Raw genomic sequence first — 24,232 nt, 5'->3', positions numbered from 1 at the left:
GAAGTGTAATGACGAAGTACATTGCGGCGGGATACGCCGTCGATTCGGCTCTTCCCGACATGACGCATGAGGATTTGACGAAATTGACGCATCTGAACGTGGCCTTCGGCCATGTCAAAAACGATGAGATCACGACCGAGCATCTGAAGAATGGCGAGGTTGTCCGGAACATCAAACGGGATCACCCCGATCTTACGGTGCTGCTGTCCGTTGGCGGCTGGAGTGCGGGCGGTTTCTCGGAAGCCGCCTCAACTGAGGGGGGAAGGGAACGCATGGCCGCATCCGCCATACGGGTGCTGGAGGAATACCCTTTTGACGGGATCGATCTGGACTGGGAATATCCTTGCTACGGGGAGGCCGGCATAGCGTCAAGTCCGGACGATAAACGGAATTTTACCCTTCTGCTCAAGACGATCCGGGAGGCTCTTGATGCCAAGGGCTCGCAAGACGGGCGTCACTACCTGCTTACGATAGCTGCGGGGGCCGACCAGTACTATGTAGACGGCACGGAGATGGCGGAGGTGCAGAAGTACCTGGATTTTGTCCAGTTGATGACCTATGACATGCGCGGCGGGTTTCAGATCCTGACCGGACATCATACGAATCTGTACACGCCCACCGGCGATCTGTTCCGAATCAGCACGGATGCTTCCGTGAACCTGTTCGTCCAAGCCGGCGTTCCGAAGGAGAAGATTGTCATCGGTGCCGCATTTTATTCGCGCGTATGGAATGAAGTGCCGGACCGGAACAACGGCCTTCACCAAATGGCCGGCAGCACGGGCGGTTATGGTCCGGCGTTCGCGGAGCTGGCTGCCGAGTACATCAACAAGAACGGCTACATCCGTTATTGGGATGAGGAGGCTTGTGCGCCGTATCTGTTTAACGGCTCCAGCCTGATTTCTTATGACGATGAGGAATCGATTCGGTGCAAATGCCAATACGTGAAGGAGCAAGGCTTGGCCGGGATCATGTTCTGGGAATACGGATGCGACCCGACCCGTCGCCTGCTGACGGCCATGCATCAAGGACTTCAGAGCATCCCGGCCGGGAAATAGAAGATGCCGCCGCTGCGCGACGGCTGGCTGATAACGCCTTAAAACATACGAAAACCTCCCTTGGACCCTAGGGCCCAAGGGAGGTTTTCATTTATCCGGCGAAACCGTTACCCGATGCACTCATCGTCGTCATCGTCCGTGGAATCGGCGGCGTTGGGACTGTGCATTTTGCGGTATTGGCCCGGCGTGTAACCCGTCTCTTTCTTGAATTTGCGGATGAAGTTCGGTGTATCCAGGTAACCGACCCGCGTAATGATATCCTTTAACGGGTCGGATGTGTGCAGCAGCTGCCGGATGACCTCGTCCATCCGCTTCTGCCAGATGTACTGGGTAAAGTTCATGCCGATCTTCTCTTTGAAGGAGCGGCTGAAATACGACGAGGAGATGGAGAACTTGGACGAAATCGTGCCGAGACTCAGGTCATAATCCGTGAAATTGCCATCGATGTAAGCGACGATTTCGTCCATCAGGGAGCTTTCTTCCGTCTCGCTCTTCGCCTCGACATGGGCGCAGATTTCGGCGGCGAGGCCTGCCAGCTTCTTCTCCAAATCCTCCAGCGAGTCATAGGAAGTAACGCGCGGCAGCTGATTAACCACATGATGGATGCCCAGCTCCGAAGCCGTCTTCAGCATCGTGTTCAGGATATCAAAGCATATGCAGCGCAGCAGCGGTACGGACGGCATTTCCGCCTTCAGGTTATTCAATGCGGTGGATACCATCTGAACCGCCACGTCGTAGCTGCCCTGCTTCAAGCTTTGTACCAGTTTCAGCAGCACATCCTTAGGGACCCAGAAGGAGGAATCCTGCGCACCGGAGCCTGAAAGAGCGTTAAAGAAGGTGCTGCTCCCCTGTCCATGCAGCATGGATGCTTCCAGCGCGGTCGTTGCCTCGATGAAGGACTGATTCAGCTGTTCCGGATAGCTGTAGCGGTTGCCTACCCCGATCGCGGGAGATACGCCCGTGTGCTCGGCCGCGATCGATTGCAGCGCCAGGGCGATGGGCTCCATGCGTGCGTTAAGGCTCGCTTCATGGCCGGTTTCCGCATCGAATCCGACGATGAGGGCCAGCTGATCGGGCTGCGGCAGCTCCACGCCATAAGCATAGGCGGAAAAAGCGGTCAGCTCCACATCGTTCATCAGCTGCATGACAGGCCGCCGTTCCGGATTGTCGCCGATGGGAAGGGCATGCGACTCCCAGCCCATGGTCACGACAAAATAGTGGGATCGGCTGAAGCGGATGCCCAGCTTCTCCGTATACTCGGCGGGGAATTCCCCGGTGTGGCCGTGCTTCAGCAGCATGAGCAGTATATGATTTCGGGCATAGGGCTCTTGAAGGTCGACGCGCTGGCTGTAATCATGCAGCGTCTTCTTGATCCATTCCAGCTCGTTGCTGGGAGTGGACGGTTCGGGATCATTCTTCAAGCGAATGAACTCCATCAAATCCGAAATCGGATGGTATTGCCTGCGAGCCAGCATGATCGCCAGAATGGTGCCCATCATCACCACGAAGGAGAATACCAGAACGATAAAAGTGCGGATATGCACGATGCGGCCGAAAAATTGGTTGCTTGGCATCGCGGTGACATAAGTCCAGCCCGTGTCGGATTTGACGGATACAACCGAATGGGGCTCTTGGTTCAACGAAAGGCTGTGCGTTCCCGGCTCAAGCGAGAACAGCGCGTTGACCTCCTGCTCGGTAATGGTCTCGCCTTTGTAATTGGCGGCCAGCACTTGTCCGTAATTATCGAAAATATAAGTCATCCCATGATAATCGCTGAGGATGGAGTCGATCAATCCCGTCAGATTCGATTCGTGGATGAAATACATGACGGTGCCGTGAGCCGGCGTATTGTTGGGTGCGATCGGCACAAGGTATGCCAGCATGGAATTCTGGGTTTTGGTCCCTTGCACGACTTGTTCCGCCGGACGCATGGTCGGGATTTGGACGGAGTTTAAATCCCGGACCATCTCCGTTTCGTTCCAGCTGTTGAATTTGTAGCGGTCGGTAAATACGTTTAGGTTCTCGAAGCCCTGGGACGAGTAAATGCTGTTATCTCCGCGGAAGAAGAGGAACAGTTCATCGATGATGGAGCTAGTGGCTTTGTATTTGACCAAGGCCCCGATGGATTCCCGGCTGTAGTACGGATGGTGGGTCCAATAGCGGGTCAGTTGCTCGTCGTAGGCAATTCGAAACGCGATGTCCTGCAGTTCCTTCATGCGCTCATCGATGACGGTTTTGGCCTGGGTCAGCTGATTGACGTTGGTCTGCTCGATCTCGGAACGGAGCGTATCCACGGCATTGTGGTAAATGATGATGGTTAATATAACAAGAGGTATCAGGAAAATGGATATGTAGGACAGTGTGTATTTAAGCAGAAGCTTGGACTTGAAGTGATTCCATTTCATATCTGCAACCTCCCGGTATTTTAAGATTATGGAATGATAAGTTTACAGCAGAGCTGAACCATTCGATAATCGCAAGAAAATCTCCTCTGGGCATAAGTCTATCATCTGCGAAGGTACGTCGATAGACGTTTGACCTTTTGCGCCGTCTGATAGCGCTATCATAAATAAAGGCAAGGCTATGGCTTTCATGATTAGCCGCCGGATGTTCCTAATGAAAATACTAGGAGAACTTGACTAATAAATCAATGGATCATGACTAAAATTAATTGGAGACATGCAAAATTTCAAAATCGCAATGTAAATAACGAAGGTAATGGGTACTTATAGGCCGTTGCCGGGCTTCTATGGACGCGCATGTCTTATCATTGCCTACGTTGCTTGAAAAAACCGGAGCCGCTGCGGCTCCGGTTGATTTGGACTAGGCTGATCAGGCAGGTATTAAGGCTTGGCGACAAGCGTTGGGGCGACGCGATGCTTCGTTGCCTGCTCGTAGTCGTAGGCCATGCCGAGCAAGTCGGCTTCGCTCCACATTTTGCCGACAAAGGCGATGGAGAACGGAGAACCGCTCTTATAATATCCAGCCGGCACCGTGACGAGAGGAACGCCCGCGATGTTGATCTCGGGAACGGTAGTGTCGGCGATTTTGTCCTCGCTGTGAAGCAGCGGCGTTTCCTTATACATCTGAGGGAAGACGAGTGCATCCAGCTTGTGTTGATCCAGCACGTCGTTAAAAATATGGAGATACTTCGTTCTGATTTCCGTGAATTTCGAGAGATCAGGGACGGAGCCAGGATTTTTCAAGGCTTCCGGGTACCTGGCGAGCGCCGATGGGGTCTCGCCCGTCTTCACGATCAGTTCATCCACCGACTGAATGGCGGCATTCGGACCCAGGCGCTTCAGATACTGCTCCATATCGTACACGATCGATTCAATGCCGATGGAGCCTGACGACTTGGCGAATTCGGCGAATTCCGAATCGGCGAACGGATCGGTAACCACGATGGCTCCCTGACCCTCCAGTTCCTTCACGGCCCGGTCATATAGTTTCTGGGTCTCCGCCGTCAGCTCTTCGCCAAGCCACCCCGGGCCATAGAGACCGATGCGTTTGTTCTTGAGGGCCAACGGATTCAGCTTGGAGGTGTAGCCTTTCTTGGGAATGTTGCCGATCGATGCAACGGTCTTGGCATCCTCGGCCGTGTAGCCTGCGATGACGTCCAGCATGACGGCGGCGTCGTGAACCGTACGGGCATGCGGGCCGACAACGTCTCTGGTGCTTCCGGCGAGAGGCACGACCCCGGCATTCGGCACCAATCCGAAGGTTGGCTTGATGCCGACCAGCGCTTGGGCAGCCGCCGGATTCTGGATCGATCCGCCGGTTTCTTCGGCAATGCCGAGCACGGCAAAGTTGCCTGATATGGACATCGCCGTTCCGGAGCTGCTGGCGCCCGGGACCAGCTTCCGGTCGATGGCGTTATAGGTGTCGCCGGCCCAGCTGGAGCTGGCGCGCGTACCGTCGGAGCTGAATGCCGGGATATTGGTCTTGCCCAGTATAATGGCGCCGGCCGCCTTCAAGCGGGCAACGACGGGGGCGTCCTTCTCCGGAATCAGCTCGATTCCGCCGAGCTCTTTGCTGAGCGGGCCCCAGCCGAAGGTGGACGGGAAGCCGGCGACGTCGACGGCTTCCTTGATGACAATCGGCACACCTGCAAGGGGGCCGAGCTTCTCGCCGGCCGCCCGGCGCCGGTCAGCCTCGCGGGCTTCCTGAAGCGCGCCCGCATTCATCATGGTAAACGCATTGTAATTGGATTCATAGATGCCGATCCGGTCGAGGTAGGCCTTCACAACCTCTTCGGTTTTGAACGTTCCTTCCGCGTAACCCTTCTCAAGCTCCTTCAATGTAATTTCCTCATAGGGAAACCGTTCAGCTGCCGCAGCGGTTATGCTGTTCATGGCCAATCCAAGCAGGAGTGCCATGGACAACACGCGTTTGAATATCTTGGTTTGTTTTTTCATCATTCATCATTTCCCCCATTCGTCGTTTTTTCGCATCTCCCATGCGATCTTAGAGACTATCAAGGAACTGAACTGCAAGAATGTAAGTATTAATAACATGAATATGACAATCTCTAAGTGATTTAGAACATTTCACCTCCTGATTCATAACATTTTAATGACGAAGTGGTGTTGGATTCTTTGTTAATTAGTAAAGTTAATGGTTTTTTTTGAAGGTGTCAATCATTTTATGAGATTTCGATAAAAAATTATGTAAGATAATCTTACACAAAATAGAACCCGTGTTCACGACAACCTGCTTGCTTAGGCTGTCTAGTCACGGGTTCTTGAAGGTTCCGTCCAACTTCGGGGGAAACGGACGTGGAATTAGGTTGCGCTGCCCTCCGTTTGAGCGAGCTGCAGCTGCTTGCGATAGATGAATCTGGAGATCGAAACGCTGATTTCGTACAGCAGGAACAGCGGGACGATCACGATCAGATCGGACATGATATCCGGCGGCGTAATGGTCACGGCCACGATGCAGAGCAGGAAGTAGGCTGATTTGCGCATCTTGGCCAGCCGGTGCGGATTCACGATGCCGAGCTTCGTCAGAAAAACGACGATGGCGGGCATTTCGAACAGAAATCCGAACGGTACGGTCATATGAATCATGAACGTGAAGTATTTTTGCGCGGTATACATCGTTTGGAAGGCCCCTTCGGCCATGCGCTGCATGAACTGCAGCACCATCGGGAACAGCACGAAGTATCCGAAGCAGATGCCGGTAATGAATAACACGCTGATGACGGGAATGAGCAGCATGGCGGAGCGGTGGGTTCCGTCCGGCAGCGCCGGCTGCACGAACCGCCATATTTGGTAAGCGGCAATGGGAAGCGTGACGGTGACGGCCACCACGCCTGCAATGATCATATACACCCACATCACTTCGGAGGGACCGAGCAGAACGAGCTGCTCGTCCATCCCGCGTACCAGCCAGTGATAGATCTTCTCGACGTAGATGAAGGCGGCCACCATCGCGACCAGAAACGCAATCAACGTGCGGATCAGGCGCTTCCGCATTTCTTCCAGATGTTCGATCGCGCTTTGGTCGTTCGGATTAGCTGTGCTGCTTATCGACCGCTGCAGCAGTCTGCGGAGCATCGTCTTTTTTCCCATTCTCGTCGTCTCCGTTCATCAAGCCGCGGGTTGCGCCCTTAAATTCGCTTAAGGTTCGCCCGAAAGCGCGACCGAGCTCTGGAAGCTTGGAGGGACCGAATATGATGAGTGCGATAATCAAAATAAGAATTAAACCACCGATTCCAATGTTGCCAAACGGCATGATCCTCGCTCCTTTCGATTGGTATTATTCCAGTTTGAAGCCGCTAATCGCCACGACCGCGCAGCGTGCCATCTTTTCGCCGGAGCGGTGAGGCCATGTACTGGTTGGTTTGCTGAGGTCTTCCGTATTCTCGCCCGGGTGTTGAACGGACAGGAAGAGCGTCTGCTCGTCGGGAGTGAAGAAAGGACCTGTAAGCTCGGACTCTACCGGTCCGGAAGCGAATTGCAGCGCAACTCCTTGTTCCGGCCCGCTGGTTGGAATCACGAACAGTCCGTTGTTCATAAAGGATTTATGAACGCCTTTGTTCTGGCTGCTGCTGGAGATGTCCGTCACGACCCACAGGTCGCCGTTCGAGTCGAACGCCAGGTTGTCCGGCGAGCTGAAGCCGGATTGGCGTCCGCCGGCAGCAAAGATCTCAAAGTCGAACTCCATGGCGGCCAGATCGTTGCCCGCTTCAAAGATACGCGTGATATGACCGTGGATGTTGCCGTGATTGTCGTTGTTCGTATGGCAGACAAACACGGTGTTGTCGAACGGCGAGATTTCGATGTCTTCCGGACGGTCCGTCGGCGTTCCGCCGACAAGACGGGCAGCTTCCTGACAGTAAGTCACCACATCGCCTTGGGACTTGAATTTGGCCTTGAGCTCTTTATCTTCTGCAGTGGCCTTGGCTACGGCTTCAAGGGTGACCGGCTGCCACTTACCCGATTTCAGGTTGGCAACGTACAGGGTTCCGTCTTCCAGAAGCGCAGAGTTGGCGCGCCCTTTGCTCTTATCGTATTTGTGCTTGCTGATGAATTTATAGACGCAGGCATCCTTCTTGTCGTCGCCCATATAGACAACGACCCGGCCGTCTGCGGCAAGGCCCATGGCGGTGTTCTCATGATTGAATCTGCCGAGGGCGGTGTGCTTCTTCAAGAAGGATTTATCGAACGGGTCCACCTCGACGACCCAGCCGTAGTGCGTATCCGGCAGGTTCGAGACTGCCGCCGTGTCTTCGAAATTCTCTTCGCAGGACAAAACCGTGTTCCACAGCGTTACGCCGCCGGAGCAGTTGGCAAACGTGCCGGTCGCCGTCGTGGCGCCTTTCAGGGCAGGGATGCCCTTGGCCGGACCGGTGATGTCGAATTTGCTGAAGCCGTTGATGCGGCGGGCATGGGTGGAGGTGGTGTCCATTTTCCATACGCCCTTCTCGTCGCGGTATACCTCAATGACCGACATGCCTTGGTAATACAGGTTTTTATGGATTTGATCCGCCGTCATTTTCCCGTCCTTCACAGGTCCGATCGAGAAGATGGTGGAATACTCATGATTGTTGACCAGGAGGCCGCGGACATTGGAGCCCTTGAGCGGGAAAAATGCGTTGTAATCGCAGCCGGAGCCGAATTTTTCGCCAGCCGGATTGATTACGTCGTCGAATGCCGCAATGACATCATATTTAAAATTTTTAGGCAGGACGAGCTGGTCTGCTTTGGTTGGTTCGATTGGCTCGAAGTAGCCGCTGACCCGATTCGTTTTGAATCCGAACAGATGATTTGCGGTTCCGGACATGGCGGAGGCCTTTCCTTCCAATACGCCTAAGCCAGCGGAAGCGGCTGCCAATGCGGTTGCGCCCGTACCCAGATAAGACAGAAACGTTTTGCGATCCATCGTTTTATTCAAGCTTATCCACCCCTAATGTATAAATTGCCATCAGGACAAGTTTATAGGGGAAATGTTATGGGAATATCATCGGTGAATGGTGGAAATGTAAAAATGAAGTAAATTAGGGGAGGCTATCGCCGCCCCCGAACATTTTTGGATTTGCGGGATCTGGGGATCGTTTCAGGGGGAGTTTTGTGGATCCAGCGGATGAAGGACTGCATGGCCGGATCCTGTTTGAGTGCCGCCAGGGTCGTTAAGCCTTGATCGACGAGCTGTTTATTGGTATAGAGATGATGGATTTGCTTGTGGCATGGAATGCACAACAGGGCGGTGGGAAGGCGAGCGCCGCCATATTCCCGGGGAGTCAGATGGTGAACGGTGGTTTCCACTCCGGTCCTGCCGCAGCAAGCGCACCGATTTTCTGTATCGTCCAGAGGAGCACCTCCTTCATGGTTGCGGGATCGAAGCTAAATCCGCTTTATTGGTTTGCCTCAAATGGGGGTGCGTTTATACCGCTGACGCATCTGATCGGCCATAATGCGGATATCCTCGGCCCCAGGCATCGTAAACCTGGAAGCCGCTTCGGCCAAATCCTTGCCTGCCTGCCATCCTCGAATGACCCCTTTAACGGCTGCGGTGAATTGACGCACCGCGTCGAAGCCGATGCCGATGTTGGTCAGTTCCTCGAGGCTCGCGGTGCTGTCAGCTTCTACTAGAGGATAATGCTTGGGATCGGCTCCCTCAGCTGCGATATCATAGAAGGAACGAACCAGCCGGGCGCGTTCGCTGCCCGAACCTTCGGCAATGATAAAAGCCTGGATAATGAAGGCTCTCCGCTGCCGCCGCTGGGCAATGCCGCAAAATTTGAGGCCGCCGATGCTGAGATCAAACGTACCGGGGCAGAAAGCGCCGGCAATTTCGCCGGTATCGACGTTTTGGCCCGTACCGCGGAGGGCTTCCCGGATCAGCTCCACCATAATTTCAAAGTCCTGATGGAAATCAGGCGCCGGTCCGGCGGAGGCAAAGGGGAGGATGAGGGAGAGGTTCACCACGCCCGCGTCCAAGGGTACCGCGGCACCGCCCGAATGGCGAACGGCAGTGTCATAGCCGAGGTAACGAAGGTGGGCCTCCCCTTGCAGCGCCTGGGGCAGGCGGCTGTCGCGCACGCCCATGACAAAGGCGCGCGGATGCCGCCACAGATGGCAGATTGCGGGCCCGCCTTCTCCGGTCAGCCTGCATAAAAGCTCGTCCAGCGCAAAATGATACAGCACGTCCTGATGCGCTAAATTATCGGTCCGGTCAAGCAGCAGGACGGGTTGGTCTTCTGGTAGTATCAGCGGAATGTTCACGCTTGTTGCGCCTCCTTAATAGGGAAAGGGTAAAGTAAAGCCCGATCAAATCTTGTTCCATGAACAGCATACCATAAATTCATGTTCTTCCTGATATCGCAAGAAAAACTTCATCTAACTGCGGTCTGTCATCTGCGAATGTACGTCGATCGACGTTTTTGTTTAGATATCAGAGCGTATAAACTTCAAAAGCATGTTCTTCCTGATATCGCAAGAAAAACTTCATCTAACCGCGGTCTGTCATCTGCGAATGTACGTCGATCAACGTTTTTGTTTAGATATCAGAGAGTATAAACTTCGAAGCATGTTCTTCCTGATATCGCAAGAAAAACTTCCTTTAAATGCGGTCTGTCATCTGCGAATGTACGTCGATCGACGTTTTTGTTTAGATATCAGAGCGTATAAACTTCAAAAGCATGTTCTTCCTGATATCGCAAGAAAAACTTCATCTAACTGCGGTCTGTCATCTGCGAATGTACGTCGATCGACGTTTTTGTTATAATCCGAGTAAGCTTATTGTCTTTATGAGTCATATGGTATAACGGAGAATGACTTCACTTCATATATAAAAGGAGAAGATCAACATCATGGAGATCTATAATAGTGTGGTTGATATGATCGGCCAGACGCCAATGGTGAAACTTCGGCGGCTAGTGCCAGAAGGATCAGCCGACGTCTATGTAAAGCTTGAGAGATTCAATCCTTCCGGCAGCGTGAAGGACCGTGCGGCCTACAATCTGATTCATACCGCGGAGGAGCAGGGCCTGCTCCAACCGGGGGGCACCATTATCGAGCCGACGAGCGGGAATACCGGCATCGGCTTGGCGATGATTGCAGCCGCCAAGGGCTATCGGGCCATCTTGATTATGCCGGACAACATGTCCAAGGAACGGATTAATATCTTGAAGGCCTACGGTGCGGAGGTCGTGCTGACACCGAGCAGCGAACGCATGCCGGGCTCGATTGCCAAGGCGCTCGAGCTTAGGGAGCAGATTCCGGGCAGCTTCATTCCGCAGCAGTTCGAGAATGCGGCCAACCCGGACATTCACAGGGTGACGACAGCACCGGAAATAATGGAACAGATGGAAGGGCGGCTGGACGCCTTCGTGGCGACGGCGGGAACGGGCGGCACCGTAACCGGAACCGGGGAAGAGCTGAGGAAGTCTTTGCCGAACCTCCATATCGCGGTGGTCGAGCCGCAGGGCTCGCCTGTGCTCTCCGGCGGACAGCCGGGACCGCACAAGCTCGTGGGCACAAGCCCGGGCTTCGTACCAAAGATCCTGAATACAAGCGTATATGACGAGATTATCCAGATCGCCGACGAGGATGCATTGCAGACCGCTCGGAATTTGGCCCGCAAGGAAGGAATACTGGTAGGCCCATCCTCCGGCGCATCGGTATTCGCGGCCCTTCGCGTAGCGAAGCGGCTGGGGGAAGGGAAGCGGGTTGTCTGCATTGCCCCGGATACGGGAGAACGGTATCTCAGCATGGATATTTTCTAAGCGGGAAGGACCTCCGGTTAACCGGAGGTCCTTTCTTGGTGTTCTATGGAGGGCATCCGCTGCTTAAGCTCCTGCATGAGTTGTTCATGGCTCCTCACGACGACCACTTTGCCGGGATAATCCGCAAGCGTGTCCTGGATCTGATATCTGCCCTCCCGCTGATAGGAGGCGCTCCAATCGAACATTTTTTTGAGCATGTCCCAAGTAGGAGTATAGTGCGCTTGTTCAAGTCGCAGTCGTTGCTTGATGAACCTTGTGATGATCCGGTAGGTTATGGTGGAGTAGGACGGGTTCAGAAAAACGATGAGATCCGCATGGCGGAAGCTGGGGCTGACCCATTTCAGATGAGCGCCCTCGATGATCCAGCCATTCGTGTTCACGATGCTTAGCAATAGCGCGTCCCGATCCGCCTCACTCCTCCTGATATCGTCCGGCTGGGCCCGCTCCCATAAGACATTGTCGAGCTCGTAATAAGGGAGATTAAACTGGGCGGACAGCTTCCGGGCAAGCGTTGTCTTGCCGCTGCCGACGGAGCCGATAATATGGATCCGGTTCGGGATCTTAGTGTCCATAAGAGATCACCGCATTCATGAGAAATGGTAGTTAATCATTTCGGTACCGGAGCGGGGATGTCCTTGTTTCGTTAGTCGTAAAATTATAGTGCCTCCTGCGGCGTATCGCAAATCTGCTTGAAGAAGGCTGTGATTTGCTCGGCAATCCAGGAGGGTTGTTCCGCGGCAATGAAATGCCCACCCGCATTCAGGTCCTTCCAGCGGATCACATTCGGAAATATCCGCTCCACGAATGTCCGGGGCGGACGCTCATTCCGCTGAGCGGTTAAGGTGACTCCGTGCGGTACAGGCGAAAACTCTTCGGGCCCCGGCCATCTCGTATGCTTGCCTTCATAATAATAACGGTTCGAGGCATTGATGTTCTGGGTCAGCCAGTAAATGGAGACGTTGGCCATGAGCTGCTCCTTGCTGAAATGCTGCAAGACGTTATCATCCTCGGGAGAGGTCCAGTAGTGCCATTTTTCCAGAATGAACGCGGCCAGCGCTACGGGCGAATCATGCAAACCATAGGCCGCGGTCTGCGGACGTGTGCCCAGGATATGGGCGTAAGCGCCCTCCTCGCGTTCCCATTGCTTCTGATATTCGAGGAACGCGGTCTCCTCGTCGGACAGCGTGGAAGACGAATCCGCATAGGGACTTGGGTTCCCAGGCGAGGTGGTATGATAGCCGATGAACCGGTCGGGATGGTCAAGACACATAAGTCCGAGGATGCTGGCACCGATATCGTAGCCATGTGCGCCGAATCGTTCATAACCAAGCCCTGTCATTAATTTCATGAGCAGTTCCCCGGCCTGACGGTCCTCAAAGCCCGGACGCAGAGGAATGCCGGAGAACCCATGGCCCGGGATAGACGGTATGACAACGTCAAAGGAAATTTCCGCATGACCGCCGAATTGCCCAGGATTCATAAGATATGGGATAAGTTCCAGCATTTCATAGAAGGAGCTCGGCCAACCATGAGCAATGAGGAGCGGGACGGAGTGTTCGCCGCTGCCTTTGATATGTATAAAGTGAATATCGATTCCATCGATTTGGGCGATATAATTCGGATAAGCCTGAATGGAGCGCCGGAAGGCTCCCCAATCGAATTCATGCCTCCAGTAGGCGACCATGTCCTTCATGAAATCAAGGGGGATGCCATAATTCCAATTTCCGCCGGGGATTTCGTCAGGCCACCGGGTCATGTCCAGGCGCCGATATAAATCGTCGATGGCAGCGGACTCGATTTGAAAAGAAAACGGTTGGATATTCATTCGCTTCACCTCTTAGGAAGAATGGGAGTCTGGTATACTGATACCAGCAGACTTGCAGCAGAATAGATAAAAATGGAGCAGGGGTGCTTTCTTTTAATGTGATGACCATTAAAATATTATAAATGGTTAGCTAACCGATAAATACACTTTACTGGTTTGTTATAGGGAAATCAATAGGAGGTTTGTTTGTTGTGGGAAATGAATTTGAGCAGCTCGAAATCATCGCCGATTTTATCAACACCCATGATAAACGGATGCGGTATGAGGGGGACCCGGGTTTGGAGCTGCTTTCTACCGCGGACGATCTGCGTACATGGCTGTTAAAAAACGGCTTTATTCTGAAACGGGACACCATATCCGAAGAGGATCTGGCTTTGGCCCGCGATCTGCGTGGCGGCTTAAGGGCAGCCATTCCGAATAATATACATGACCATAAGGAAGCCGGCTTTCAAGCGTTAAACCGTGCAGCCGGCCGATTCCGGTTCGCCTATCGCTTCAGTGAAGCCTCTGACGCCATTGAGCCAGTGGATGCACAAGGAAGAGGGGGCTTGGCCCGGCTGCTGATTCTGGTATTCCGGCTTCGTGAGAACAACGTGTGGAACAGATTGAGAGTGTGCACAGCCGCGGATTGCCAGTGGGTATTCGTTGACCGCTCCAGGCCGGGAACGGGCAAGTGGTGCTCAATGAAGGCCTGCGGCAATCGGGCAAAAAATAAGACGTATCGGGAGCGGGCGAAGTCCATGGGATGAACTGCCTGCCATAGGAACGGGCTTGGATAAGGATCATCGCCCCTCCATCGACCAATCAAGCGTTTGTCTTGATCGGTCTTTTTTTCGTGGAGTCGAACGTTTTCAACAGGAATACACGGTCCAATAACGAAATGGTTGTTACTTATTATTTTTTTTATTGAAAAATGTGAAGCGTTTGTCGATTAGGGGAAACTCTATTCGTTGGTTAAACATAGGACGAAAAATTTAAGCGAAAGCAACGATAACCAGGAGGGGAAGAAACATGAGATTTATGATGATCGTGAAAGCAACCGAGGATTCCGAGGCCGGCGTGCTGCCAAGCGCAGAGCAATTGGATGCCATGATGAGGTACAACATGGAGCTGGCGAGGGCCGGCGTGCTGCTTGCTGCGGATGGGCTCCATCCAAGCTCGGGCGCCATCCGGATTTCTTATCCGGAGCCGGGAGGCAAGCCGAAAATCACCGATGGTCCCTTTACGGAAGCGAAGGAACTGATCGCGGGGTACACCTTGATCGAAGTGAAAACGAGGGAAGAGGCGATCGAGTGGGCCAAACGCATGCCCGATCCGCACGGCTTCGGCGCGGGGCAGATCGAGCTCCGTCAGGTATTCGAACCGACAGAGTTAACGCAGGACCCGGAAGCGCAGGCCAAACAATTTGAAATGCGCGAACACATCCAAAGGCAGAATACGTAATGTCGGCGGCCGATACCCATCGTACGATCGAGGCCATCTGGAGAATCGAATCTTCCAAAATCATTGCCTACCTGACCCGGATGGTCCGTGACATCGGCCTCGCCGAGGATCTGGCTCAGGATGCGCTCATTGCCGCGCTGGAACGGTGGCCGAATGACGGAATACCGGATAACCCCGGCGGATGGCTTATGACCGCGGCAAAGCGCAAAGCGCTGGACCTGCTGCGCCGGAATAAGGTGCGCGATCGGAAGTATGAGCTGTTGGGACGCGAAATGGATTCCCGAATGGATTCGGATATGGAGGTGCCGGAGGCGGGAGAAGTGAACGACGATCTTCTGCGGCTGATCTTTATGACCTGCCATCCGGTTCTGTCCCCCGAGGCGCGCGTAGCCCTGACGCTGCGTCTGCTCGGCGGATTGACGACATCGGAGATCGCCCGCGCTTATCTTGTGCCGGAACCGACGATCGCGCAGCGAATCGTTCGTGCCAAACGGACGCTGTCCGCGACCCGGGTTGCATTCGAGATTCCCCAGGGAACCGAACTGAAGCAGCGATTAGCATCAGTCCTCGAGGTCATCTACCTCATGTTTAATGAGGGATACGCCGCCTCATCGGGCAGCCAGTGGATTCGTCCGCTGCTGTGCCAGGAAGCGCTTCGGATCGGACGGGTGCTGGCGGAGATTGCGCCGACGGAGGCCGAGGTGCACGGATTGGTCGCGTTGATGGAATTTCAGTCCTCCCGGTTCAAGTCACGGGTCAATGCGCAGGGCGAGCCTGTGCTGCTCATGGACCAGAACCGGGCATTATGGGATTATTTATTGATCCGGCGCGGGTTTGCCGCTCTGGAGCGAATCGAGCGGTTGGGCGGAATGACCGGGCCTTACGCTATTCAGGCAGCCATCTCCGCATGCCATGCCGGAGCGCCGAGTGCCGCAGAGACCGACTGGATTCGGATCTCCGCGCTGTACGAGGCATTGGCGCAGGTTTCTCCCTCGCCGATCGTGGAATTGAACCGGGCCGTGGCCCTCTCCATGGCTTTCGGCCCGGAGATCGGGCTTGAGATCGTGGACGTTTTGCGAAGCGAGCCTGCCTTGAAGGGGTATCATCTTCTCCCGAGCGTGAGGGGTGACTTGCTCTTTAAGCTGGGTCGCCTGAACGAAGCCGGCGCGGAGTTCAAGCTGGCCGCATCGCTGACGGATAACCAGAGGGAGCGGGCGCTGCTCCTTGACCGAGCGGCAGAATGCCTGTCAGCAGGCTCTTAAGATGCGCTTCAGAAAAATTTTTAAAAAATTCCGAAAAAAATATGAAATTCATGTCGATTACGTCAAATCCCGTTCGTCATTTAGATATAAAACAAAAAAATCGAACCGAGAGGAAGATGAACATGCAAGCACAAATGGTACCTTTTATTATTTCCGAGGATGCAAGAGGCCAGGCCGAATTCTACATGCAGGCGATTGGCGGAGAGATCGGTTTATTGACTACATTCAAAGACATGCCGGGAATACCGGAAGCCCATCAGGATAAAGTCATGCATATGTCGTTAACGCTGGCCGGCGGCAATCAGCTGATTCTCTCCGACGCTTTTCAAGAAACCGGCAAGAGCACGAGCATGGGGCTGGCCATCACGTTCGATAACGAGGAAGAAGCCCGCGCAGCTTATCGCAATCTCAGCGACGGGGGGACCGAGAAGTATCCTTTTGCCCTGCAGCCTTGGGGAGCCTATTACGGCGAAGTGGTAGACCGGTACGGCATGACCTGGCAGATGGTTCATCGGGCTTGAGTACTAGAGCTCCCGGAAGCAGCAATCCGAAACGGAAATCCATATCCATTTGAAAAATACCATACTACGATACAGAAGGAGCCAATAAGATGAATCAAGAGGTAACGGATTACATGGCAGCCATCAGCGATACCTGGAAGGTCGAAGTCAGCGAGCGGCTTCGGGAGCTCGTGCACAATACGATCCCGGACGTCGCGGAACGGCTTCAATATAAAAAGCCGCATTTTCTGAAAAACGGAAAATACGCGGCGGTGATCAGCGTCGCCAAGAGCGCCGTGAGCTTTACGATTTTCAATGCGGAAGGGCTGGAATGGCCCGAGACGCTGTTCGAGGGGCCGCCTGAGCGGAAGACCATCAAAATATCGGCCGGGCAGCAGGTCGACTATGCAGCGCTGGCTTCCTTGCTGAAGCAGGCATCCGTAGGCCTGTAATCCATATGTAGTAGGGGTGCGACACGGGTAGTAACCGTACCGCAGGAGCGCCCCGGCATCTAAAGCCGCGATCCTAGGAGGATCGCGGTAAACGTCATTCTATTTCTTGGTGCCGTGCTGTTTGGTTGGCAGCTTGTCGCTTGGCGTTCCTTTGCCGTGATTCTCTTTGTTGCGACGGGCTTTCTCCGCGTTCTCATTCATTTTTTCCACGAAATCATGCGTGCTTTCCATAGGATATAGACTCCTTTCATATAGAATGTTGCTTGCCTGATCGTGCTTAATATAACCATTTCGTTGTGATCCTATTTGAAGATTTTGAAGACTCTGGAACGGGTAGGGATTGTGAGATTTTCGTATTGGGGGGATGAAGGATGTCCAGTAAACTCGTGTTGATCATGGTGGGAATGCTCGTTGTTCTGGGTATCGCCGGCTGCAGCGGAATTAACGAGGATACCGGATCCGCGGACCAACGACTGTATTCGGTCAAGAAACTGATGAAGCTGGACGCAGCGAAGGTAAAAGCCATTCAAGTCGTGTATGGGGATGGCACGCGGATGGTGCTCGACCAGGAACAGGACATTGAGCCGATCATGAAGCGGGTGGATACCCTTCAAGCCAAACGGATGGCGGGTAACGAGGAACCAGGGTTTCTGTTCTTTATGGATGTCGTGCAGGGCGAGCAGCAGATTCGCGTGGCGAGCGAGTTTGAGGTGGATGGGGAGTCGTATATATTGGCAGGCCCGGAGCTGCCCGAACTGAACGCGTACATGGTGGAGCTGGGACGCTCCCATAACCCCGAATTGCTGCCGGGATTAACGTTTAACGAATAACTTCCCCGTGGGGAGCTTTGCCGCGAATCCGTCAGCTTGCGGAATGGATGCCAAACGGTCAATTATACGCAAAAAAAAGATCCAGCCGGGCCAATGCCCGGGCTGCATCTTGTTCGCAGGGGTCTAAAGACAGCCTGAATCCGGCTGCCGGATCCAACGTCTCGCTTACTTCTTGTGACTGATCAGCAGCTCGTATTTGTTCAAGGATGCACCCAAAATATTCTCGTTGCGGCCCTGACCGTGGGATTGCCGGAACGATTCGCTGGAAGTCCAGCGCTTGAACGCTTCCTCGTCTTCCCATACCGTAGAGATCTTCAGTTCCTCGGCCTCTGCACCTTCCTTGGCTTCATGCCATACTTCCATCCGCACGAATCCTTCAATCTCCTGAACGCCCTTCGCTTCAGTGAAGCGCTGCGCGATTTCTTGTCCGAAGCCCGGTTTGACCTTGATCGAGTTTGTAACAACCAGCATATACGTGATCCTCCTTCGGTTTATGAACGGAATAATTCCCGACATGTCTTGTTCTTTCTTGTACGTCCATTATACATGAACGAAGGAACCGATTTCATCTCAGGGGACCGGGATAACCTGGCTTCATGCCCGAAGAGAAGGAAAGCTCAGTTCGCGGGGGGACCTTCAGCCGGGAGCTCTGCCGCAGGTACGGCGGAAGCCGGGGCCGCCGTTTTAAGTTGTGCCCTTCCGCTCCACGACCAGTAGGTGCCTATACGGAGCAGCCGTTCAACCGGTCCGCTGCGGAACCGTTTCAACCAGAGCAGGCTGGCCGTTGCCAGTACGGCATAGATGAGGATCGCCAGCAGCGCTCCTTGCAGCACGCCGAGTTTGCCGAACATGCCCAATCCGAATCCGTAAAATATCAACACGCATACAACGCTTTGGGTCAGATAGTTCGTTAACGACATTCGTCCCACCGCTTCAAACGCCCGAATCACCACCGATTGTTTGGACGAGAAGGCGTACAGGGAGGCGAACAGGTGCAGATACCCCAGCGCGAGCAGGGGGCCGCCGAGCATCATCAGGACGCCGCTCCAGTTGTTCGTGGATTCGAGCATAACGCCTGCGGTTTTCAGTCCAAGCCCGACCGGAATGAGCAGCGACCATCTTAAATACAGCTTGATCTCCATGGACGGATGGAGGAAGCGCCCGCGTTTCGCGGCGACCATGCCAAACAGGAACATCGGCGCGCTCATGAGAGGGGCAATCAGGATCACCAGCAGCATCAGCCAGTCCGGGAGGTCGATGGGCATTTCCTCGGTTGACCGGAAGTTTAGGATCTCGCTATACGTGCCGCTGCCGTAGACTTCGATGGACTGCTTCACATAGTTCTCCATGCGCTCCGCTTCGCCTGCCGCAGGCTCCATGGAGCCGTACCCCAAGACGGCCATCAGCGCGAGCAAGAGAATGCCCCAGATCAAAATCGTTTTGGCCTTCCGTTTCACAAACAGCACCAGGAAGAGGCCGATCCCCCCATAGAACAGCAGAATATCGCCTTCCCAGATGAATATGGAATGCAGCAGTCCGAGTACGATCAGAAGAACCGACCTGCGAAAGAAGCTGCGTCCGTATTTAAGCCCCTTGCCGATCAGGCTTTCCCGCATCTTGATTATGCTGTAGCCGAACAGGAACGTAAAGATAGGCATGAAGCTGCCCTCTACGAATACCTTGAGCATGTCATGGCTGATCAGGTCCAGCGTGGAAGGCTGGAAGAAATGCAGCTCGTCTTTGCCGAACATGCCGTACTGGAAAATAAGCATATTGGCCATCAGGATGCCGAGCAAGCTCAAGCCGCGAATCGCATCCACGGCGGTCGAACGTTTATTTGAATTCATGTCAATCACCTCTGACACCAAGTATAAAGCTCCAAACGAAATAACTCGGAAACGGCATCCTAACTTTTTCTTAACACTTCCAGCATTTGTTTAACTCCTGTTAAGGTTGCTGTGCTAGCATAAATGTCGGGTGAGGATAAAATGGATCAAACGCGAATTCTAATCGTAGACGACGAACCTTCCATTGTGAAAATGCTGCAGATGGTGCTGCGCAAGGAAGGCTTTAACCGAATATACACGGCTTCCAGCTGCAAGGAAGCGCTCAGCGAAATCGCTGCGCACGGAGCGGATATCGTGCTGCTGGATGTCATGCTGCCGGACGGCACGGGATTTGACCTCTGTCCGCAGATCCGTTCCTATGGCAGTCCGCACATCCTGTTCCTGACGGCCAAGGCGTCGGATCTGGATGTGCTGACCGGTTTTGCGATGGGCGGGGACGATTATGTCACCAAGCCCTTTAATCCGCTGGAGATCGCTGCAAGGATCAAGGCGCGTCTGCGCCGGGGCGGCTTTGGACCGGCTGCTGCGGCAGAGCAGCAGGCGATTCAGCGCGCATGGGATTTCGGCCGGTTCAAAGTCGACGAATCCGCAGGCGAACTGACGGTGCTGGGAGAGCCCGTGCCTTGTCCGGCGCAGGTCTTTCAGCTGCTGCTGTATTTTTGCAAGCATCCCGGGGTCGTATTCTCCAAGTCGCAGCTGTACGAAGCGGTGTGGGGCATCGACGGCATGGGCGAGGACAACACCGTCATGGTGCATATCCGCCGCATCCGCGAGCGCATCGAGGAGGATCCGAGCAACCCGCAGTATCTGCTGACGGTCCGGGGGCTTGGCTACAAGCTGATCAAGGAGAAAGCGCGATGAGGCTGCGCAGAAGGCTTGCCTTCCATTTTACATACCAATTAATTGCATTCTCGGCGTTTATGTTTTGCTTTCTAATCGTGCTCTTATTCTTCCTGATCAAACATATCAGCGACGATGAGATCAAGCGCAACTTTCCGACAGGCGTCTTGAACAGCATCGTGACCGAGACGGTGACGGAGAATGGCGAGGTGCAGCTGGAGGAATATTGGAAGCTTCTGCTCCAGGAGAAGGACATGTGGCTTCAGGTGGTGGATATGGAGGGAAACGTGATTCACTCCACGAACACGGCTTCGGATGTTCCGTTGGCGTACTCGGTGAGCACCTTGCTTGAGATCAAGGAGAAACGCCGCCTCGGCGAGTACACGATGGATTGGCAGATGGATCTGACCTATGAGGAGCCGCTATTGTTTCTGATCGGACGCATCGATGAGAGCTCGGATCATCTTCGGGAATGGGTTGCCCGTTTTCAGGACGGCGGAAAGGTGAGACCGGAGGATGAGGCCGAGTTGGGACGCGAATTGGCCGATCTAGGCGGTTATTTGCATGTGATTGATCGGGACGGACGCGTTGTCCAAGCGATTGGGACGGGTTCCGACAATAAGGCGAGCTACCACCCGCTGGAGATCATCACCATGCAGGAGCAGCCGGGCACGTATTCCACGCATATCGCGGTTTACCGCGATGCGGACAGCGGCAACACCTGGGTATATCACACGCCTCAGGACGGGGCGCTGGAGAAACGGCCAATGATGAACGAGCTGATCCGCGTGGCGCTCTGGACGATGATCTGCGTGCTTGTGCTGTCGCTTGGGGTGGCGATATGGCATGGATACCGGTACAGCCGTCCGCTGCTGCTGTTTACCGGATGGTTCGAGCGGATGGGCAGCGGAGCTTATGAGGAAGTGCTGACGCCGAAGGACCGGAAGCGGGTATTCCGCAAGAGTGGAAAGCTGCGCATGCGCTACAAGCTGTACAAGGAAGTCATCCATTCCTTTTATAAAATGGCGGAGCAGCTGGCTGAAACCGAACGGGAACGGGAGCGGCTCGATCGAAATCGGGAAGAATGGATGTCCGGGATATCGCATGACCTGCGCACGCCGTTATCCTCCATTCAGGGCTACGGTTATATGCTGGAGAGCGCGCCGCAGGATTGGAGCCAGGAAGAATTGCGGGAGATGGGAACCGTGATCCGGGAGAAAGGCGACTACATGCTGGAGCTGATCAATGACTTCTCGCTCGTCTTCCGTCTGAGAAGCGAAATCCGGCCGCAAGAGCTGATCCGGCTTGACCTGAATGAGCTGGTGCGCCGCTGCGTGCTGAAATACGTCAACGATGCCACGCTGGATGCCAACTTCAACTATATCGGCGGCGAGGAGGAGCTGCCCGTCGACGGCAATGCCAAGTGGCTGCAGCGGTTAATGGATAACCTGATCACGAATGCCGTGAAGCATAATCCGGATGGGGTAAATGTTGAGGTCCGGGTGGAAAGGCGTCCCCGCGGCGCGGCGATCGTGGTTGCGGACCAAGGCGTGGGGATGGATGAAGAGACCCGCTGCAATCTGTTCGAGCGTTACTACCGGGGAACGAATACCGAAGAGAGCATGGACGGCTCGGGACTCGGGATGAGCATTGCGAAAGCGATTGTCGAGGCGCATCGGGGCCGTGTAAGCGTATGGTCGGAGGTGGGCAGGGGAACCACCATTACCGTTCTTTTGCCTGAGGCTGCGGCGCAAGAAGATGAGGGGCCGAGTTCGCGCGGGTAGCGTAGCCTGGGGCTTGGATCCGCAGATTTCCAATCGCTTCAAAAATCCTGCAACTTTCCTATCCTGCTCCCGCCCCGGGTGCGCTATAATGGCTAGGCAACGATTATACTTCATGTCCGGAGGATATTATGGGTTCAACTTCGTTTCGGCAATTGACCGGCAATGCGCGGGGCTGTCTCGTCTACGAGCCGCTGTTTCTAATCCCTTACAGCATGTTCACGACGTACACCTCCATCTACATGTACCAACTGGGGGTAACCGAGACGGGGATCGGCTGGATTACCTCGATCGGTCTGCTTGTGCAGGTGCTGTCCTCGTTTCTCAGCGGGTATTTAACGGACCGTTTGGGCCGAAAAAAAGCGCTCCTTTACTTCGATGTGCTGAGCTGGAGCGTGGCCACGCTGCTCTGGGCAGTCTCCCAGAACTTCTGGTTTTTTGTGATCGCCGCCGTCATCAACGGCTTTCAAAAGGTGCCGCATACCGCCTTTTACTGTTTGCTGGTGGAGGATACGGCGCCGAAGGAGCGTACCTATGTCTTTACGCTGCTGCAGCTGATTAGCGTCGTCGGCGGATTGTTTGCACCGCTCGGCGGGCTGCTGGTGTATCATTTCTCGCTTGTGCCCGGGGTGCGCATCATGTTCGTCCTTGCCTGCATCCTGATGACGATCCAGTTCATCGGACGCCATTATGCGACAAGGGAGACGGAGATCGGATACCGCAAAATGAAGGAAACGAAGGCGATGGGCCTGCGGGAAGGGATGTCCGACTATGTCCAGGTGATGAAGAGCATGCTGGGAAACCCGCTGCTGCTGATGATCTTCGGCGTTTATATCCTGTTTAATTTTCAGATGACGGTGAAGACAACCTACGTCTCCATCTTCATGGTGGAATATTTGCATTTGGGCAGCGGCCTGATCTCCGTTTTTCCAGCCTTCTCCTCCGTCATTATGCTGATATTCATGCGGTGGATCATGCCCCGGATCGGGGAGCGGCACGTGCACCGGACGATGGTATGGGGCTTTGTCATCTCGGTATTGTCCAATGTCATGCTGGTGTTTGCACCGCAAGGAGATCTGCTGGTGCTGAGCCTGAGCACCGTCATTGCCGCATTCGGCACGATGATGACATATCCGTATCTGGAGACGGCGGTGGCCAATGCCATCGACGACGAGAACCGCGCCAAAATATTCGCGCTGCTCCAGGTGCTCATCCTCATCGTCATTTCGCCTTCCGGCATCATTGGCGGCTGGGCGTACGGCATCGATCCGAGAATACCGTTCCTGCTCGTGGCCGGCGCATTTGTCATCAGCATTCCGCTCATGCTGCTGTACAGCAACAAGGTAAAGGCCGCTCCCATCGAAGCGGGGGTTTAGCTTGGATAGGAGGGCCAAGCCCAAGACGGGCATGCGTCTTTAGCGATATATACGAAACGTAAAGAGTACGCACGAAGAGAGGCGCCCTAAGTCTTGGGGGTCTTTTTTTGTGCCACTTATTGCAATTTGGTTAGTGTTCACTTATGATATGAGCATGAAAAAGAAACCTCATTTCGACAGCAAGAAGAAGGAAATTTTGCAGGCAGCCATGAAGCTCTTTGCCGAGAAGGGCGTGGACGGCGTATCGGTGAAGGAGATCGGCGCGGCGGCAGGCGTGACGGATGCGGCGATTTATAAGCATTTTACGAATAAGGATGCCGTTGCCGCGGAGGCGTTCGACGAATATTGCGGCAGTTATACGCGCTTGGTGGATGAATATGCTACCCGGCCCGGCCCGTTCGCGGAGAGGCTATCGGCTCTCGTAAACCGAGTACTGGAATCGTATGACGAGGATAAATACGGCTTGCTGCTATTGTCTCAGCATCACGAGCTGTTTACCGAGGTAGTCAAGAGCAGGGGACGCCAACCGCTTGATGCTTTGGAGGAGCTGCTCGAGCAAGCGGTGCTGCAGCGGGATATTCCGCCGCAGAATACACGGTTAACGGCTATTCTGATCATCGGTGCATTCAGTCAGCTTGCGATATCCACGATGCAGGGGGAGCTGGAAGAACCGCTGTCTCCGCTGGCACCTGAAGTAACGGCGCATTTATTGGCATTAACCGGTTTGGAAAAAGGTCAGGCGTGACCTTTTCTTTTTGCCATCAGGTTAGTGAATGTTAACCAAATTATT

General features: G+C 54.2%; 24 protein-coding genes. 12 read left to right on the top strand and 12 right to left on the bottom strand.

Annotated elements, in window-relative coordinates:
* The first annotated feature begins 8 nt into the window (after window positions 1-8).
* Entirely contained in the window at window positions 9-1,055 is a 1,047-nt protein-coding gene (locus tag GYMC10_RS30025) for a glycoside hydrolase family 18 protein (protein ID WP_015737866.1), read from the top strand.
* Between the two features lie 107 nt (window positions 1,056-1,162).
* Here the strand turns inward: GYMC10_RS30025 and GYMC10_RS30020 are convergent, their stop codons facing one another.
* The 7 genes from GYMC10_RS30020 to GYMC10_RS29995 all read right to left on the bottom strand — a co-directional run bounded on the left by GYMC10_RS30020 (window position 1,163) and on the right by GYMC10_RS29995 (window position 9,784).
* On the bottom strand, window positions 1,163-3,460 hold the full coding sequence (locus GYMC10_RS30020) for a helix-turn-helix domain-containing protein (protein WP_015737865.1): 2,298 nt from the start codon (window positions 3,458-3,460) through the stop codon (window positions 1,163-1,165).
* A 438-nt stretch (window positions 3,461-3,898) separates the two neighbouring features.
* Window positions 3,899-5,476 carry an amidase gene (locus GYMC10_RS30015; RefSeq protein ID WP_015737864.1) on the bottom strand — a complete coding sequence of 526 codons (1,578 nt, stop codon included), beginning with the start codon at window positions 5,474-5,476 and terminating at the stop codon, window positions 3,899-3,901.
* A gap of 363 nt (window positions 5,477-5,839) precedes the next feature.
* Entirely contained in the window at window positions 5,840-6,613 is a 774-nt protein-coding gene (gene tatC, locus GYMC10_RS30010; protein WP_015737863.1) for a twin-arginine translocase subunit TatC, read from the bottom strand.
* Complete coding sequence (tatA, locus tag GYMC10_RS30005) at window positions 6,570-6,791, bottom strand: twin-arginine translocase TatA/TatE family subunit (RefSeq protein ID WP_015737862.1); 222 nt, start codon at window positions 6,789-6,791, stop codon at window positions 6,570-6,572. The genes tatC and tatA overlap by 44 nt, the downstream gene beginning before the upstream one ends.
* A gap of 24 nt (window positions 6,792-6,815) precedes the next feature.
* Window positions 6,816-8,441, bottom strand: a complete 1,626-nt coding sequence (locus GYMC10_RS30000) for a PhoX family protein (RefSeq protein WP_041622279.1) — start codon at window positions 8,439-8,441, stop codon at window positions 6,816-6,818.
* A gap of 125 nt (window positions 8,442-8,566) precedes the next feature.
* The gene (locus tag GYMC10_RS32090) at window positions 8,567-8,824 is read right to left on the bottom strand and encodes a hypothetical protein (RefSeq protein ID WP_015737860.1); all 258 of its coding nucleotides are present in this window, start codon (window positions 8,822-8,824) and stop codon (window positions 8,567-8,569) included.
* A 102-nt stretch (window positions 8,825-8,926) separates the two neighbouring features.
* Complete coding sequence (locus GYMC10_RS29995; RefSeq protein WP_015737859.1) at window positions 8,927-9,784, bottom strand: biotin/lipoate A/B protein ligase family protein; 858 nt, start codon at window positions 9,782-9,784, stop codon at window positions 8,927-8,929.
* A 587-nt stretch (window positions 9,785-10,371) separates the two neighbouring features.
* Between GYMC10_RS29995 and cysK the strand changes: the two genes are divergently transcribed.
* Complete coding sequence (gene cysK, locus GYMC10_RS29990) at window positions 10,372-11,286, top strand: cysteine synthase A (protein WP_015737858.1); 915 nt, start codon at window positions 10,372-10,374, stop codon at window positions 11,284-11,286.
* 17 nt (window positions 11,287-11,303) lie between these two features.
* On the opposite strand, the gene GYMC10_RS29985 is transcribed toward cysK, so the two are convergent.
* Together GYMC10_RS29985 and GYMC10_RS29980 are read right to left on the bottom strand one after the other, a co-directional pair.
* Window positions 11,304-11,858: a DNA topology modulation protein FlaR gene (locus GYMC10_RS29985; protein ID WP_015737857.1), complete on the bottom strand. Its 555-nt coding sequence runs from the start codon at window positions 11,856-11,858 to the stop codon at window positions 11,304-11,306.
* A gap of 83 nt (window positions 11,859-11,941) precedes the next feature.
* Entirely contained in the window at window positions 11,942-13,111 is a 1,170-nt protein-coding gene (locus GYMC10_RS29980) for an epoxide hydrolase family protein (protein ID WP_015737856.1), read from the bottom strand.
* Window positions 13,112-13,302: 191 nt separating this feature from the next.
* Here GYMC10_RS29980 and GYMC10_RS29975 point away from each other — a divergent pair, with 191 nt between their 5' ends.
* The 5 genes from GYMC10_RS29975 (at window position 13,303) to GYMC10_RS29955 (ending at window position 16,768) form a co-directional block, all read left to right on the top strand.
* The gene (locus tag GYMC10_RS29975; RefSeq protein ID WP_015737855.1) at window positions 13,303-13,860 is read left to right on the top strand and encodes a CGNR zinc finger domain-containing protein; all 558 of its coding nucleotides are present in this window, start codon (window positions 13,303-13,305) and stop codon (window positions 13,858-13,860) included.
* A 262-nt stretch (window positions 13,861-14,122) separates the two neighbouring features.
* Window positions 14,123-14,554 (top strand): YciI family protein, encoded by a 432-nt coding sequence (locus tag GYMC10_RS29970; RefSeq protein WP_015737854.1) that lies wholly within the window; start codon window positions 14,123-14,125, stop codon window positions 14,552-14,554.
* Entirely contained in the window at window positions 14,554-15,816 is a 1,263-nt protein-coding gene (locus GYMC10_RS29965) for an RNA polymerase sigma factor (protein ID WP_015737853.1), read from the top strand. The genes GYMC10_RS29970 and GYMC10_RS29965 overlap by 1 nt, the downstream gene beginning before the upstream one ends.
* Before the next feature lie 122 nt (window positions 15,817-15,938).
* Window positions 15,939-16,337, top strand: a complete 399-nt coding sequence (locus tag GYMC10_RS29960; RefSeq protein WP_015737852.1) for a VOC family protein — start codon at window positions 15,939-15,941, stop codon at window positions 16,335-16,337.
* An 89-nt stretch (window positions 16,338-16,426) separates the two neighbouring features.
* Window positions 16,427-16,768 carry a DUF1801 domain-containing protein gene (locus tag GYMC10_RS29955; RefSeq protein ID WP_015737851.1) on the top strand — a complete coding sequence of 114 codons (342 nt, stop codon included), beginning with the start codon at window positions 16,427-16,429 and terminating at the stop codon, window positions 16,766-16,768.
* A 99-nt stretch (window positions 16,769-16,867) separates the two neighbouring features.
* On the opposite strand, the gene GYMC10_RS32085 is transcribed toward GYMC10_RS29955, so the two are convergent.
* Window positions 16,868-16,999 carry a DUF4023 domain-containing protein gene (locus GYMC10_RS32085; RefSeq protein WP_009590359.1) on the bottom strand — a complete coding sequence of 44 codons (132 nt, stop codon included), beginning with the start codon at window positions 16,997-16,999 and terminating at the stop codon, window positions 16,868-16,870.
* 140 nt (window positions 17,000-17,139) lie between these two features.
* On the opposite strand from GYMC10_RS32085, the gene GYMC10_RS29945 reads away from it, so the two are divergent.
* Entirely contained in the window at window positions 17,140-17,598 is a 459-nt protein-coding gene (locus GYMC10_RS29945) for a hypothetical protein (protein ID WP_015737850.1), read from the top strand.
* Between the two features lie 165 nt (window positions 17,599-17,763).
* Here the strand turns inward: GYMC10_RS29945 and GYMC10_RS29940 are convergent, their stop codons facing one another.
* Window positions 17,764-18,069 (bottom strand): antibiotic biosynthesis monooxygenase, encoded by a 306-nt coding sequence (locus tag GYMC10_RS29940; protein WP_015737849.1) that lies wholly within the window; start codon window positions 18,067-18,069, stop codon window positions 17,764-17,766.
* 146 nt (window positions 18,070-18,215) lie between these two features.
* Window positions 18,216-19,445 (bottom strand): DUF418 domain-containing protein, encoded by a 1,230-nt coding sequence (locus GYMC10_RS29935; RefSeq protein WP_041622277.1) that lies wholly within the window; start codon window positions 19,443-19,445, stop codon window positions 18,216-18,218.
* Window positions 19,446-19,586: 141 nt separating this feature from the next.
* Between GYMC10_RS29935 and GYMC10_RS29930 the strand changes: the two genes are divergently transcribed.
* The 4 genes from GYMC10_RS29930 to GYMC10_RS29915 all read left to right on the top strand — a co-directional run bounded on the left by GYMC10_RS29930 (window position 19,587) and on the right by GYMC10_RS29915 (window position 24,187).
* Window positions 19,587-20,306 carry a response regulator transcription factor gene (locus tag GYMC10_RS29930; protein WP_015737847.1) on the top strand — a complete coding sequence of 240 codons (720 nt, stop codon included), beginning with the start codon at window positions 19,587-19,589 and terminating at the stop codon, window positions 20,304-20,306.
* The gene (locus tag GYMC10_RS29925; protein ID WP_015737846.1) at window positions 20,303-22,069 is read left to right on the top strand and encodes a sensor histidine kinase; all 1,767 of its coding nucleotides are present in this window, start codon (window positions 20,303-20,305) and stop codon (window positions 22,067-22,069) included. The genes GYMC10_RS29930 and GYMC10_RS29925 overlap by 4 nt, the downstream gene beginning before the upstream one ends.
* A gap of 128 nt (window positions 22,070-22,197) precedes the next feature.
* Window positions 22,198-23,442, top strand: a complete 1,245-nt coding sequence (locus GYMC10_RS29920; RefSeq protein WP_015737845.1) for an MFS transporter — start codon at window positions 22,198-22,200, stop codon at window positions 23,440-23,442.
* A 154-nt stretch (window positions 23,443-23,596) separates the two neighbouring features.
* Entirely contained in the window at window positions 23,597-24,187 is a 591-nt protein-coding gene (locus GYMC10_RS29915; RefSeq protein ID WP_187293044.1) for a TetR/AcrR family transcriptional regulator, read from the top strand.
* Window positions 24,188-24,232: the final 45 nt, after the last annotated feature.

It is taken from the genome of Paenibacillus sp. Y412MC10, from assembly GCF_000024685.1.
In the GTDB taxonomy this organism is placed as follows: domain Bacteria; phylum Bacillota; class Bacilli; order Paenibacillales; family Paenibacillaceae; genus Paenibacillus_AQ; species Paenibacillus_AQ lautus_A.
Note: the sequence above shows the minus strand (reverse complement) of the source record. Positions and strands in the feature narration are given on the sequence as shown.